This is a genomic window from Vibrio tasmaniensis, from assembly GCF_024347635.1.
Taxonomy (GTDB): domain Bacteria; phylum Pseudomonadota; class Gammaproteobacteria; order Enterobacterales; family Vibrionaceae; genus Vibrio; species Vibrio tasmaniensis.
The window spans coordinates 1,213,956-1,227,585 of sequence record NZ_AP025511.1; the positions used below are offsets into that span (position 1 = coordinate 1,213,956).

Annotated in this window: 13 protein-coding genes; 11 read left to right on the top strand and 2 right to left on the bottom strand. The window is 43.1% G+C overall.

Features of this window, described 5'->3' with window-relative positions:
* Positions 1–88: 88 nt before the first annotated feature.
* From OCV44_RS19640 to OCV44_RS19655, 4 genes are all read left to right on the top strand, one after another.
* Positions 89–445, top strand: coding sequence for a hypothetical protein (locus OCV44_RS19640; protein WP_139685559.1), 357 nt, complete (start codon positions 89–91; stop codon positions 443–445).
* Positions 446–538: 93 nt separating this feature from the next.
* Positions 539–688, top strand: coding sequence for a hypothetical protein (locus OCV44_RS19645; protein WP_170213741.1), 150 nt, complete (start codon positions 539–541; stop codon positions 686–688).
* 145 nt (positions 689–833) lie between these two features.
* Positions 834–1,352, top strand: coding sequence for a GNAT family N-acetyltransferase (locus tag OCV44_RS19650; RefSeq protein ID WP_139685560.1), 519 nt, complete (start codon positions 834–836; stop codon positions 1,350–1,352).
* Positions 1,353–1,457: 105 nt separating this feature from the next.
* A complete protein-coding gene (locus OCV44_RS19655) occupies positions 1,458–1,934 on the top strand; it encodes a GNAT family N-acetyltransferase (protein WP_139685561.1) in 477 nt (158 codons plus the stop codon).
* Between the two features lie 112 nt (positions 1,935–2,046).
* Here the strand turns inward: OCV44_RS19655 and OCV44_RS19660 are convergent, their stop codons facing one another.
* On the bottom strand, positions 2,047–3,633 hold the full coding sequence (locus tag OCV44_RS19660) for a BCCT family transporter (protein ID WP_139685562.1): 1,587 nt from the start codon (positions 3,631–3,633) through the stop codon (positions 2,047–2,049).
* Between the two features lie 449 nt (positions 3,634–4,082).
* Between OCV44_RS19660 and OCV44_RS19665 the strand changes: the two genes are divergently transcribed.
* The 4 genes from OCV44_RS19665 to OCV44_RS19680 all read left to right on the top strand — a co-directional run bounded on the left by OCV44_RS19665 (position 4,083) and on the right by OCV44_RS19680 (position 10,461).
* The gene (locus OCV44_RS19665; protein WP_139685563.1) at positions 4,083–7,250 is read left to right on the top strand and encodes a chitinase C-terminal domain-containing protein; all 3,168 of its coding nucleotides are present in this window, start codon (positions 4,083–4,085) and stop codon (positions 7,248–7,250) included.
* Positions 7,251–7,559: 309 nt separating this feature from the next.
* A complete protein-coding gene (locus OCV44_RS19670) occupies positions 7,560–9,023 on the top strand; it encodes a sensor domain-containing diguanylate cyclase (protein ID WP_139685564.1) in 1,464 nt (487 codons plus the stop codon).
* A gap of 89 nt (positions 9,024–9,112) precedes the next feature.
* Positions 9,113–9,622 carry a helix-turn-helix domain-containing protein gene (locus tag OCV44_RS19675; protein ID WP_139686330.1) on the top strand — a complete coding sequence of 170 codons (510 nt, stop codon included), beginning with the start codon at positions 9,113–9,115 and terminating at the stop codon, positions 9,620–9,622.
* Positions 9,619–10,461, top strand: coding sequence for an IS3 family transposase (locus tag OCV44_RS19680; RefSeq protein ID WP_139686331.1), 843 nt, complete (start codon positions 9,619–9,621; stop codon positions 10,459–10,461). Before OCV44_RS19675 ends, OCV44_RS19680 begins: the two co-directional genes overlap by 4 nt.
* 81 nt (positions 10,462–10,542) lie before the next feature.
* Here OCV44_RS19680 and OCV44_RS19685 read toward each other — a convergent pair whose 3' ends face one another.
* A complete protein-coding gene (locus OCV44_RS19685; RefSeq protein WP_009845500.1) occupies positions 10,543–10,797 on the bottom strand; it encodes a YgjV family protein in 255 nt (84 codons plus the stop codon).
* A gap of 268 nt (positions 10,798–11,065) precedes the next feature.
* On the opposite strand from OCV44_RS19685, the gene OCV44_RS19690 reads away from it, so the two are divergent.
* The 3 genes from OCV44_RS19690 (at position 11,066) to OCV44_RS19700 (ending at position 13,483) form a co-directional block, all read left to right on the top strand.
* Positions 11,066–11,650 carry a DUF4136 domain-containing protein gene (locus OCV44_RS19690; RefSeq protein WP_139684893.1) on the top strand — a complete coding sequence of 195 codons (585 nt, stop codon included), beginning with the start codon at positions 11,066–11,068 and terminating at the stop codon, positions 11,648–11,650.
* Between the two features lie 178 nt (positions 11,651–11,828).
* Positions 11,829–13,013: a D-alanyl-D-alanine carboxypeptidase family protein gene (locus OCV44_RS19695; protein ID WP_139684894.1), complete on the top strand. Its 1,185-nt coding sequence runs from the start codon at positions 11,829–11,831 to the stop codon at positions 13,011–13,013.
* Positions 13,014–13,189: 176 nt separating this feature from the next.
* The gene (locus OCV44_RS19700; protein ID WP_012600484.1) at positions 13,190–13,483 is read left to right on the top strand and encodes a YkgJ family cysteine cluster protein; all 294 of its coding nucleotides are present in this window, start codon (positions 13,190–13,192) and stop codon (positions 13,481–13,483) included.
* Positions 13,484–13,630 lie beyond the last annotated feature (147 nt).

Here is a 13,630-nt window from a genome sequence, read left to right on the forward strand (position 1 = left end):
ATTTTACTCTGTGTAATTAACTGGGGTGCATAGAAGCGACGGTTCTAAAACCGAAAATAGAATGGGAACGTGAGGAAAAACTAAGTGTATGCGATTTAGAGTAATTGTAATTTTGTGTCTGGCAATCGTTGGGTGCTCGTCTAATCAAGAGCGGTTTTATGCTCCATCGTCCATTACACTTTTCTATGATGATACTTCTATTTCTGCAGGTGTATTAGAAGATAAAACGTTTAATTCGGTTCTAGCCGATAGAAAAGAGAGTGTTACTTTCTCTGGCTCAATATCAAAGCAAAATTCAGGTTACTTTGTCGATATATTAGTGATTCGAGAAGATAAAATGCACCAATCGATTAGACAGTTGAACACTTCGCTCCATATGAAGCCGAGGGAGTTAGTGGATGTTGGTGGTGTGAACAATGATGTGTTTAGAGTCATTCTCGAGTAACAATCTTATATGCACAATTAATGTAAAATTTCACTTTACCTCAACTTAACTTTAAGTATTAAGCTTCTTCTATTCATAGAGAAGGAGCTTATTATGCAAAATAACTACGTAAAAGAACTCGCCGTCAAAACTTACCAAGAAGATCTTGAGAAAGAGTATGTTAGATCTAAAGCTCGACCATTTCATGCCCCAAGCTTTATCGGCGGCGTACTGTTGTCAGTCGTGTTGGTTGGACTGTTTTAGTAAATAGTCTCGTGGAATTTTTGAACCACTGCCAACTATCACTATTCCAACTGACTTAAAGGCTCTCGCATAATTGATTCGGCTTGTTTGTGATTTTAGTATCAGGTTTGAACATGACATATTAAATAAGTGTAGGCGATTAATTATGGATGTATTTTTACACTTACTTCACCTAAGCGATGTCAGTGCTTTATTGGAGTTTGAAGTTGAAAATAGAGAGTGGTTTGAGCAATTTGTTCCAGCTAGGGATGATCGCTTTTATTCAAATGCAGGTGTGGCCGAGCAAATCACCGGCTTTCTCACTGAATATGAAAACGGAGAGATGATCCCTATGTTGATCAAGGACGCCAATGGCACAGTCTGTGGAAGAATCAACATTCGTGATATCGACCAGAGCGCTCAAAGTGGTGAGCTAGGTTATCGAGTTGGTCATTCCTTTGCTTCAAGAGGAATTGCGTCTAAGGCAGTAAAGCAGTTTCTAGTCTACTTGACGGAACAGACAAATCTTAAATATGTTGATGCCTATGCGTTAGTGGGTAATGTCGGCTCAAATAAAATCTTATCCAAGGCCTGTTTTGACTTAGTTACGCATGTAGAGAATTACATTGTATTTAAAGGGCAAAACCAAGACGCCAATTATTACCGTAAAGCGATACTTTCTTAAGCGAATGTTTGATATTTATTATCTGTTCTATGATCAATACGATAATAGATTTAGACAAGATGAGCTCACAGCAACTGTGGTGCGACATAATACAGAGATCAGTTTATGAACATTGTGACAGTCTATAGTGGCAATCAGCAGGTATATGCAAATTTGTATCAGGGCTATGCGGCCGAGTTTTCAAAGATCATCGGCGATAAGCCTGACGAGTACGGCTTGTTCGAGATTTATCCGACGCTTGGCGATACCGTAACGGGCTATTTACTCTACATTGATGGTGTCCCTGCTGCGTTAACAGCCATTGAAACCAAAGTGCCAAACGAGTTTGAGATCTGCGACTTCTATGTTGTGCCTTATTTTCGGAAAAACAAAGTAGGAAAACGGTTCATCTGTGAACTGTTTGAACATCTAAAAGGCAGTTGGGAGATCAAGCAAGTACTGGGCGCAGAGCATGCTGTTAAGTTCTGGAGAGAGGTCGTTAATGAATACACATCAGGTAACTACGTGGAAGATCAATATCAGGACGAAAAATGGGGTTTGGTGACTAGACAGTGTTTTAACCATGAAGCTCCAACACACTAGAAAACGTATCTTAGATATAGATAACGCTACAGATACAACAAAGCCACTCAGGTGAATCACTTGAGTGGCTTTTTAGTGTTCTACGCTATCCGAAACTAAATCGGATTAGGTATTAAGCGATGCCTTGATCTCTTGCCATCTGCTTCGCGATCTTAGGTGCATGCCATAAACATGGCAGCAAGATAAACGAAACAGGAACAGCAGTAATCACAATGAACGACTGCAGAGCTGAGATACCGCCAGAGCCCATTGAGATAAGCGCGATAGCCACTGCCCCCATAATGACGCCCCAGAATGTTCTAACTGCTGAGTTAGGCTCTGTTGTACCTGTCATTACTACACTGATGGTGTAGGTCATTGAGTCACCTGTGGTCACGATGAACGTGGTCGTCAGGATAAGGAATAGGATTGCAATCAGAGTCGGGAACGGCAGTTGCGAAGTAATAGCCAGTAGTACAGCAGGAAGGTTGAAACCTTCGAATGCGCTAGATATTACGCCTGGGTTCTCTAATTCAAACGCTAAGCCACTACCACCAACAATGCTGAACCAAAAACAAGTCACAAGCGGTGCAACGATGCTGATAGAAACGATCATTTGGCGAATAGTTCGGCCACGTGAGATACGAGCAATGAAGATCGCCATCATTGGGCCATAACCTAAGAACCAACCCCAGAAGAATACAGTCCAGCCACCTAGCCACGCAGTATCTTGGCGGTATAGCGCCATTGGGATAAAGTTGTCGACCATTTCACCGATGCCTTGTAGGTAACCATCAATGATAAAGCTGGTTGGGCCAACAAGGAGAATGTAAACGATTAGGCACACCGATAAGATGATGTTGTAACGGCTTACCAGTTGGATGCCTTTACTTAGACCACTTAATGCCGACAGCGTATACATTGCAATAGCGAATAGAATAACGACGCTTTGGGTAGCAAAGCTGTCAGAAATTCCAAATAGTTCGCTCAGTGCGTAGCTGATCTGTAGGCCAAGGAAGCCGATAGGGCCGATTGTACCTGCGGCTACTGCCACAATGCTGCACGCATCAACGACATTACCAATCCAGCTGTTGATTGCCTTGTCGCCCAGTACCGGGTAAAGCAGGGTGCGTGGCTTAAGAGGAAGGCCTTTTTCGTAGTGCAAGTACATAAGCACAATCGAAGAGAGGCCACCTAAGATAGCCCATGCAAGGAAACCCCAGTGCATGAAAGATTGTGATAGTGCATTGAATGCCATCGCTTGAGGGTCTGCGTTGCCATACAGTGGTGGAGCTGAAACAAAGTGAGCAATTGGCTCTGCAGCTGCCCAGAACACGCCACCACCCGCAAGGAGTGTACATAGGACGATAGACATCCATTTAAACGTGGTCATTTCTGGTAGGGCAAGCTTCCCTAAACGAACATGGCCTGTGCGACTTAGTGCAAGCACTAAACCGATAATGAAATTGAGTAGTAGTAGGACTTGCCAGAAAGCACCGAACCATTTAGTTGAGTAACTAAAGCCGATGTTGACAAGTTCGGACAATACGGAGGTGTTGGTGAAAGCAAGGATGACAAAGAGGGTCAGGAAACTGCCACTCAGCCAAAAGACTGGGTTTCCGAGTTCCAGTTTTTCACCCAAAGATTGAGCTTTATTGAAATCGATAGAAGTAGATTCTGCGTTGATGTTTTCGTTGGCGACTTGCGTCAAGTTGGACATTATTTCTTCGCTATATTTGGCTCTTTCAAGCCTATGTATTTCTCCCACATTCGGATAAAAATGTGAGGCTCGTCAAAAAAGCCGCTGATACTAACATATTTGTAATCAAAAAGTGGGCGATTTCATAAAATAATCCCAAATCGCCAATAATTCCCTACTTTTTGATTAGTTTTGATACGAATTTTTCTCGAATTTAAATCACGTTCCTAGCTTTTGATGCATTATTTTTTTAGCTTTCCGAAATAAATTAATATTAGTTGTTGGTGCAAAATAAGTGTCGAATCATTGCATGCTATAAACACATTAATGCGAGTCATTTTATAAATAATGAATATTTTAGGTGTTTAATTGGCACTGTTACCTACAGTTGTTTTTCGAAGGAATTTAAGTGGCGAAAAAATGTCATTTTCTTTAAATATCTTAAAACAACAACTTAAGGGACAGCTAACATGCACCTAAATCAAGGAAGAGTGGCCAAAACGGTTTTTACGCTCAGTACTCTCACTGCGTCATGCTTAATGGCTTTCAACAGCTATGCGGCTGTGGATTGTTCAACGTTAGAAGCGTGGGAACCTGCCACGGTTTACACTGGCGGCGATCAAGTTTCACATGACGGTAGCGCTTACAATGCCAATTACTGGAATCAGAACAACAACCCAAGTCAATTTGAAGGTGACTACGCACAGTGGAAAAAGCTAGATGTGTGTAGCGGCAATGGAGGTGGAGGTACACCAAATGAAGCACCAACGGCTTCGTTAACGACTCCATCTGCCTCTGACATGTTCACTGAAGGCGATAACGTGGTGTTGAGTGCAACGGCGCTCGATTCCGACGGCAGTGTTACTTCAGTTGAATTCTTCATTGATGGAACTTCAGTCGCGGTTGTTACAGCAGCACCTTTCGAAGCGGCTTGGGCAGCAACGTCTGGTAGCCATCAGGTTTCGGTTGTTGCTACAGACAATGAAGGCGCGGCTAGCTTAGCGAGCGCGGTATCTATTTCTGTCGATTCAGTTACACCTGGAAATGAAGCGCCGACAGTTTCGGTTGCGCTTTCTGCATCTTCGGTCGATGTTGGTGGTGTGGTAACGCTTACCGCAACAGCAACAGACAGCGATGGCACGGTTGATAAGGTCGATTTTTATGTGGCAGGTTCTTTAGTCGGAACGGCTGCGACAAGCCCATACACGCTTAACTACACAACCACTCAAGCAGGATCTCTAGCGGTTTACGCGAAAGCGACAGACAATCAAGGGGCAACGGCTGAATCAGCTCTGACTTCTTTGACCGTCAACGGCGGCCCAACAGTGAGTACATGTCGTCCTGATGGCTTGTATCAAACTCAAGGTGTCGATGTTCCTTACTGTACGATTTACGATGATGAAGGCCGTGAGAAAATGGGCGCGGATCATCCACGTCGTGTTATTGGTTACTTCACAAGTTGGCGTGCCGGGGATGACCCACAAGCCGCTTATTTGGTTAATGACATTCCTTGGGAACAACTCACACACATTAACTACGCTTTCGTAAGCATCGGCTCTGATGGCAAAGTAAACGTGGGTGATGTAAACGATCCAAATAACGCCGCGGTTGGTAAAGAGTGGCCGGGCGTGGAAGTTGATCCTGCATTAGGCTTTAAAGGCCACTTCGGTGCGTTAGCGACAGCGAAGAAAAAACACGGTGTGAAAACGCTAATCTCTATTGGTGGTTGGGCTGAAACCGGTGGCCACTTCGCCACTGATGGTAGCCGAGTGGCTGATGGTGGTTTCTATACCATGACGACCAACGCGGACGGCTCTATTAACCATCAAGGTATCGAAACATTCGCAACGTCAGCGGTTGAAATGCTTCGTAAATACCAGTTCGATGGTCTAGATATCGATTACGAATACCCAACTTCAATGGCGGGCGCAGGTAATCCGTACGACAAAGACTTTATGGAACCACGTCGTCAATACCTATGGGCTTCTTACCAAGTGCTGATGAAAGTGTTGCGTGAGAAGCTTGATGCAGCTTCTGCGCAAGACGGCAATCACTACATGTTAACTATCGCGGCGCCTTCTTCGGGTTACCTACTGCGCGGTATGGAGACATTCGATGTAACCAAATACCTCGATTACGTAAACATCATGTCTTATGACCTTCACGGTGCGTGGAACGATCACGTAGGTCACAACGCAGCCCTATTTGATACAGGTAAAGATTCAGAGTTAGCACAGTGGAACGTATACGGCACAGCGGCTTACGGCGGTATCGGTTATCTGAATACGGATTGGGCCTACCACTACTTCCGTGGTTCTATGCCAGCAGGTCGTATTAACATCGGTGTGCCTTACTACACACGTGGTTGGCAAGGTGTAACTGGTGGCGACAATGGTCTCTGGGGCCGAGCTGCTCTACCAAACCAAGCTGAATGCTCAGCAGGTACTGGTGAAGGCGAGAAGAACAACTGTGGCCATGGCGCAATTGGTATCGATAACATGTGGCACGATACTGATCCAAAAGGCAACGAAATGGGTGCAGGTTCAAACCCAATGTGGCATGCGAAGAACCTAGAGAAAGGTATTTTGGGTTCTTATGCAGCAGCTTATAAGCTTGACCCTGTTAACGATCCTTCAGATGTTCTAACGGGGACTTACACGCGTAACTATGACAGCGTGGCTGTAGCTCCTTGGTTGTGGAACGCAGAGAAGGGCGTATTCCTTTCAACGGAAGATAAAGATTCTATCGATGTCAAAGCTGATTACGTTATCGACAAAGAGATCGGTGGCATCATGTTCTGGGAACTAGCAGGGGATTACAACTGTTACGTACTCGATGCGAACGGTAACCGAACTTCAATCGATACAACCGAACAGGCGTGTAATAGCGGAAACGGTGAATTCCACATGGGTAACACTATGACGAAGGCTATTTACGATAAGTTTAAGTCAGCTACTCCATATGGAAACAAGGTTGCAACGGGGGCTATCCCAACGGAAGCATTAGATATTACTGTCTCTGTAGGTGGCTTCAAAGTCGGTGATCAAAACTATCCAATTAACCCTAAGATCACGTTTACAAACAATACAGGTCAAGCGCTTCCTGGTGGTACTGAGTTCCAGTTCGATATCCCAGTGTCTGCACCTGATAACGCAAAAGACCAATCGGGTGGCGGCTTATCCGTTATTGCTTCTGGCCACACTCGTGCCAATAATATTGGTGGTCTAGATGGTCCGATGCACAGAGTAGCGTTTACGTTACCTGCATGGAAAGAGCTTCCTGCTGGTAGTGTGTATGAACTTGATATGGTTTATTACTTGCCAATTTCTGGCCCTGCAAACTATACAGTGAATGTGAATAGTGTCGATTATGCATTTAGCTTTGAGCAGCCGGATCTACCACTGGGTGATATCAGTACTGGTGGCGGTAATCCTGGTGACGGCGGTACCAACCCAGGTACATGCGATACTGCGGGTTTAGCTGTATATCCCGATTTACCTCAGAAAGATTGGGCGGGTAACCCAAGCCACGCAAACACGGGCGACCAAGTGGTTCATAACGGTAGTGTTTACCAAGCAAACTGGTGGACAAGTGCCGAGCCGGGTAGTGACGGCAGTTGGACCAAAGTGTGCTCTTAATTTAATGCTAAGCAATCTATTTATAGACAATAGAGAGTAGTAATAGGTAATAAATGCGAATGCTTTTAAGTCTATTTATCAGGGCTTTAGTATAAATTAAGTGAACAATTTAAACGTAAAATCAAAACGCCGAACTGAATCCAGTTCGGCGTTTTTGCTATAAGTCACAGATTGCACATGAAGAGCGCTATTAATATCGACTATCGTTCAGTAAAATAGATCAATGTGATATAAAACAATCTGCTTATAAAAACAATCTACTTATAAAAACAATAGCGTTACCTAAAATTTAAAAGCTATGAGGTAATTTTGAAAGTAAGACGTAAGTATATCCTCAACTTTTCCATCGTGTTGGCCCTAGTATCTCTGGTCCTCTCTGCTATTCAATTTAACCGAACTAAAGAATCACTTTTAGAATCTAATCAATTCTTCTTCCGTACTATTGTAAACGCAAGCTACGACATCGTAGATACTACCGTTAACGAAGCGATTAAAACCTATCTCAAAGGTGTGACTGATACTGTCGCTTCTCACACACTAGGTGTCACTCCAGAGCAAGAAGTTAAAGAAGTCATCCGAATTGCTAACGAATTAGTGATTGGAGAGTCAGGTTATATCTATTTGATGTCACCACAAGGTGTCCACCTGTATCATCCGTTTTTACAAGGGCAAAATCGCGCGCATTTAACCCATATTCAAACGCAACTGACCTCAAAGTCTGGAATGACTCAGTATTCTCATGCTAATCCACATGAAGTCGGCAAGCGTGCGAAGGTCGCGTATTCAGTGAGGCTACCGAGTGGTAATACATTGGTGGCGACCACTTATAAAGATGAACTCATGTACTTGGTCGATCTCGAAGCGCTTAAAGATAAACTAAGAAAGTATTCATATGGCGATAGTGGTTATGTATATATTGTTGATTTGCAAGGCGAGCTAGTCCTCCGACCCAATTTTGAACACGAACACTTGAAAGCCTTAATTGGTTATTCATCAGAGTTGCTCATCGATAAGGTCGTTGCTGAGCCTGAAGGGCATTTTAGTTACTCAATTTCAGATGACAACGGTACGACAAACAAAAACATTTTCTATAAGTTCTACCCATATCTGAATTGGATCATTTCTGCTGGAGTTTTGGAGCAAGAGCTCAATAAGAACCACAGTTTATTGCTAGTTAGTTTGATGACCTTGGTTATAAGTTTGCTTAGCATCATCGCCGTTTTGGTGCTTTACCTGCGGCACCGTCATTTAAAGATCTTAGATGTAGCTAGCTTAGATTATCTTACGGGGTTGAGTAATCGGCGGGACTTTATTTCTCAGGTTAAGATGAGAATTTTAGAGTGTTCGCCTTATCCGTTAAAAGGTGTTGGTATCATTCTTCTAGATATTGACCATTTTAAATCGGTAAACGATCTACACGGGCATAATGAAGGCGATAGAGTGATCTGTGCCGTTGCAAAAATATTGAAGCAATTTGCAAATGAAAATCGTCTAATTGCTCGCTATGGCGGTGAGGAATTTATCTTTGTGACTTTTGATTGCAATGAATATCAATTGTACGAGTTGTCGGAAGAGCTTAGGCGTAGCGTCGAAAAAATTGAGGGGTTAGTGTTACCTGTAACGGTCAGTGTTGGGTGTCGCTATGCAAATGCACTGTTCCACATAGAAGGCACGATAGACCAAGCTGACAAAGCACTTTATCAAGCGAAAAAGAATGGACGCAATAACACACAGGTATACAGAGAGAGTCAATATCGTATTGTCTGTCATTGAAGTTGTCTAAAACTGATAAGCATGAAAAAGCCCAAATAGAACGTGAACTGACCCCCAATAGTTGGACTCCAATTATTGGGGGTCTTTTTATGTCCAAATATAGCCGAGAGCTAAAATGTATCATTGCTAAACAATGTTTAGGTGGCGCGTCATCTCGCGATTTAGCAAAACAATATTCAATTTCTTCGAGACAGATACGGTATTGGGCTCAAGTCTTTGCCATCCATGGTACTGATTCATTTTTACCCACTAAGCATGCTGCTACTGCTCAGACAAAACGAAAAGCATTGAATTTAATGTGGACGAATGAATGGTCTCTCACGCACACTAGCGCAGTATTAAATCTCTCATCCCCTGGAATACTCTCTGTCTGGCTCAAACGATTTAATGAGCTCGGTATCAAGGGGCTCAAAATACGCCATAAAGGAAGCCCCTCAATGAAACAGCAACCTCAACGTACCACTAAGCCTGATAATGAAATGACACTTGAGGAGCTAAGAGAGGAGTTGGTCTACTTACGAACTGAGAATGCCGTTCTAAAAAAGTTGGAAGAGTTGGAGCAGGAAAAAAACCGTCGAACAAAGAAAAAGCGGTCATAGCTCTAACTCTTAAAGGCAAGTATCCATTGAAGCACTTACTGCAGACTCTACAGCTGGCAAAAAGTGTCTTTTATTATCAGGCTCAAACGAGCAAGCGCCCAAATAACTACGAACGTGAGCTGCGGTTGATAAAGTCAATTTATCATGAGCATAAGGGTCGATACGGCTACCGCCGTATTCACTTGGAACTAAAAAATCAGGGGTTCGCACTTAACCACAAAACGGTTCAAAGGCTTATGGCTCAGCTCAATCTTAAATCGACGGTCAGGATTAAAAAGTATCGTTCATACCGAGGAGAATCTGGAACAGCTGCTCCTAACGTGCTTGAAAGAGATTTTAGTGCGACTCAACCCGATGAAAAGTGGGTAACGGATGTCACGGAGTTCAAAGTCAAAGAGCAGAAAGTATACTTGTCTCCCGTGGTCGACTTGTTTACTCAGGAAGTGGTTGCTTATAGAGTGGCCAAAAATGCCTGCTTGCCGCTTGTCACGGATATGCTGACGGAAGCCATATCAACGCTTAAACCCAACTCAAAGCCAATTATACATAGCGATCAAGGTTGGCAATATCGCCATCGACAGTATCAGGAAAAGGTAGCGGAGAGTGGGTTAACGCAAAGTATGTCTAGAAAAGGTAACTGCTTGGATAATGCCGTTGCTGAAAACTTTTTTGCTTTACTCAAAACAGAGATGTATCACAATCAAAGCTTTGAAGATGCAGATGCTCTGATAGAGCAAATTAAAGAATACATCGAGTACTACAATACGAAACGTATAAAAGTGAAACTAAAAGGCCTGACTCCGATAGAATATCGAGCTCAGGCCTTGAAAGCCGCTTAACAGAAATGTCCAACTTTATGGGGTCACTTCAACGTTTTATTTGGGCTTTTTTAGAATTGTTTGAAAGTGCTAGCCGTTAATCTAAGCTTTTGCTGCTTTCATCGCTTCATTTTTTTTTTCCTTTTGCATTTTTGCAAGGAAGTAGATGTTCACACAAGCGATGAAACCGTTGGTTGCAACCACTGGCCATGCATCAATCATAACGCCGTATGCTGTGAATAGAGTACAGCCAACAAAGTTAAGGACACGCAGACGCACGATATCTTTCATTGTTAATGAAATTGCGACCATAATAGATGCCGCGTAACCTAAAATTTCAACCATATTGAATTCCATTGTGTGACCCTCTTAAATTTGCCGATGCTTTATCGGTACCAATTCTTCTCTTCATGAGATGATTGAGGAAGCTCCGTGCCCCGAATGGTTTGGTTATGTTTAACTAAGCTTACTATACCGAGTCTATTTCTGTGGTTAAACCCCCAAAATGAGTAGAAGTGAAGGTTAGCGATTACGCAAACGTTTAATGATCTTTCTATTAATATAATTACTGTTTATGTTGAAGGTCAAATTGATAATTATTCTTGTATAGGAAAGGAAGCCGCGAATGATAAAACGATTCATATGTGCAACAAAAGGCGTAAATAAAGTCGCGTTGTTGGCTTTGATAGCGATTGGACTGACAGCGTGTACAACCAATGAAACGACTCCAACTCACAATTATGGCGTGGTGACCAGTGGTGACTTTGATTTCATGAAGCATGGGGTAGTCACGTACTCATGGCATCCCGAATCAGAGCAAGTGTACCTTTCTGAAAAATATGACAAGACGGTCGTCACTGATCTTGTACGCGAAGCGATTAAAGAACAACTTTCATTGAAAGGTTATCAGTTGAAATCCGGGGCTGGTGATGTCGTAGTGGGTTTTGGATTAGCTGAAGAATCTGAACTGAACGATGAATCGATCTTTGATGCGATTCAGCTATCTACAGGTGTGCCATTTTATAGTGATGATGGAAAGGTAAGCGAGAAAGGGTCTTTGTATATTGCTTTTTTTGTTCCTAATTCGGAAGTTATACAGTGGCAAGCACTGGCGCAGTCCGGTATCCAACCTGATTTAGAGCCGAGCGAAAGCAAACAGCGGGTTATGGGCTTTGTTGATATGCTATTTAAACGTATGCCTCAGAGGTAAGGAGAAGTATTGAATGTATTCATTGAGTCAATCATTCTTGTATAAAAAACGGACTGATCGCAGATTATACTTTTTTATTTGTAACGAACCGTACAAATACGTAAAGCAACGTAAAGTTCGCGCTTCTTTTGCTAGCATTTGTCTATACTGAACAAAACGTTAACTTAGGTTTGATTCAATGAAACGGTTCTCAAAATACTCTCTCCCTCTATTAAGTATGTTCATTGTAAGTAGCGCAGCGATGGTAACGAATAATGCTGTCGCGGCACCTTCTATAGTACCAAGCCCACCTAGCCTAGGCGCAAAAGGGTATGTGTTAATTGATTTTAATTCCGGTGATGTGCTGGTAGAAAAAAACGCGCACACTAAGTTAAACCCAGCGAGTTTAACCAAGCTTATGACCAGTTATGTGGCTGGGCAAGAGATGAAACGTGGCAACATTTCTGCTGATGATCAGGTGCGAATCAGCGAAAACGCATGGGCGAAAAACTTCCCTGATTCTTCAAAAATGTTCATCGAAGTGAACACTGATGTCGCGATGATGGATCTTTACCGCGGCTTGATTATTCAATCTGGTAACGATGCGAGTGTTGCGATTGCAGAACATGTTGCAGGTTCACAAGATGCATTTGTTGACTTGATGAACTCTTGGGCGGCTTCGCTAAAACTGGAAAATACCCATTTTGCGAATGCACATGGTTTAGATGCGGATGATCTCTATTCAACTCCTTATGATATCGCTCTATTAGGCCGTGCAATTATTCGCGATTTACCGGATGTGTATGGTTTATACAGCGAACGCTCGTTTAGCTACAACAAGATAACCCAACACAACCGCAATGGCTTGTTACGTGATAGAAGCTTGACGGTCGATGGCATGAAAACAGGCTACACCTCTGGTGCAGGCTATAGTTTAGCGAGTTCGGCGACACAAGGTGAGATGAGACTTATTGCGGTTGTGATGGGCGCATCAAGCGTTAAGAGCCGTGAGTCAGACAGCAAACAATTGCTGAGCTATGGTTTTCGTTTCTTCGATACGCTAAACCCTCATCAAGGAGGTGACCAAGTCGCTGAAGAGAAGGTGTGGTTTGGTGCTCAAGATACGTTGAAGCTAGGCGTTGCAGAAGATACGTTTATTACGCTGCCTAAGTCAGACAGTAAAAAGTTAACGGCATCGATTGAATTGATATCTGAACTGAAAGCCCCGATTTCAGAAGGCCAAACCCTAGGCGTTGTTCATTACACCGTTGATGGTGAAGATGTTCAAACTCAACCTTTGATCGCGTTGGAAGCGGTAGAGCAGGCTGGCTTGTTCAAACGCTTGATGGACTACGTAAAGCTATTTTTCGCTAGTCTGTTCTAAATTGAGATAGTGGCGACAAGTCGCGATGGAAAACCATAAATAGTATGGGCGTTGTGAGTAAATCACAGCGCCTATTTTTATTTCTACATCAATCAAAACACTGCGCCGCACTATCTTTATTAGCCGTAGCGGTCGGTTTCGATTACTATACGCAAAATTTAGCAGCGTAGTCACTTATGACGATTGAGATAAAGAACGTAACCGAACCCGAAGTAACATGTGCTAATTGTCAGGCATGCTGTTGCCGTTTAGAGGTTATGATCATCACAGATACAGGCGTACCTGAAGAGCATATCGCTTATGACGAATGGGGCGGCGAAACGATGTTGCGGCTCGACGACGGTTGGTGTTCTGCTGTAGATAGAGAAACACTGATGTGTACTATTTACGAAAACCGACCTTGGATCTGTCGTGAATTCGAAATGGCCTCTTTTGAATGTGTTGATCAGCGCAAAGATGTAATGGGCTAAGTGTCTGCAACATTGACGTTAGTAACGAAAGTACGCTACCGAGCTGTGATAAGCACATTAAAAAATTAAATTTCAGGGTTCTATATCTCAAGCAGATTTAGAACCCTGAAGCGTTTAACGAGACAAGAACTTTTATGGGACAAAAAT

Excerpts from the sequence above, each read along its gene's own strand:
- OCV44_RS19640 (WP_139685559.1), top strand. The coding sequence starts at position 89 with ATGCGATTTAGAGTAATTGTAATTTTGTGTCTGGCAATCGTTGGGTGC.
- OCV44_RS19645 (WP_170213741.1), top strand. The coding sequence starts at position 539 with ATGCAAAATAACTACGTAAAAGAACTCGCCGTCAAAACTTACCAAGAA.
- OCV44_RS19650 (WP_139685560.1), top strand. The coding sequence starts at position 834 with ATGGATGTATTTTTACACTTACTTCACCTAAGCGATGTCAGTGCTTTA.
- OCV44_RS19655 (WP_139685561.1), top strand. The coding sequence starts at position 1,458 with ATGAACATTGTGACAGTCTATAGTGGCAATCAGCAGGTATATGCAAAT.
- OCV44_RS19660 (WP_139685562.1), bottom strand. The coding sequence starts at position 3,633 with ATGTCCAACTTGACGCAAGTCGCCAACGAAAACATCAACGCAGAATCT.
- OCV44_RS19665 (WP_139685563.1), top strand. The coding sequence starts at position 4,083 with ATGCACCTAAATCAAGGAAGAGTGGCCAAAACGGTTTTTACGCTCAGT.
- OCV44_RS19675 (WP_139686330.1), top strand. The coding sequence starts at position 9,113 with ATGTCCAAATATAGCCGAGAGCTAAAATGTATCATTGCTAAACAATGT.
- OCV44_RS19685 (WP_009845500.1), bottom strand. The coding sequence starts at position 10,797 with ATGGAATTCAATATGGTTGAAATTTTAGGTTACGCGGCATCTATTATG.
- OCV44_RS19690 (WP_139684893.1), top strand. The coding sequence starts at position 11,066 with ATGATAAAACGATTCATATGTGCAACAAAAGGCGTAAATAAAGTCGCG.
- OCV44_RS19695 (WP_139684894.1), top strand. The coding sequence starts at position 11,829 with ATGAAACGGTTCTCAAAATACTCTCTCCCTCTATTAAGTATGTTCATT.
- OCV44_RS19700 (WP_012600484.1), top strand. The coding sequence starts at position 13,190 with ATGACGATTGAGATAAAGAACGTAACCGAACCCGAAGTAACATGTGCT.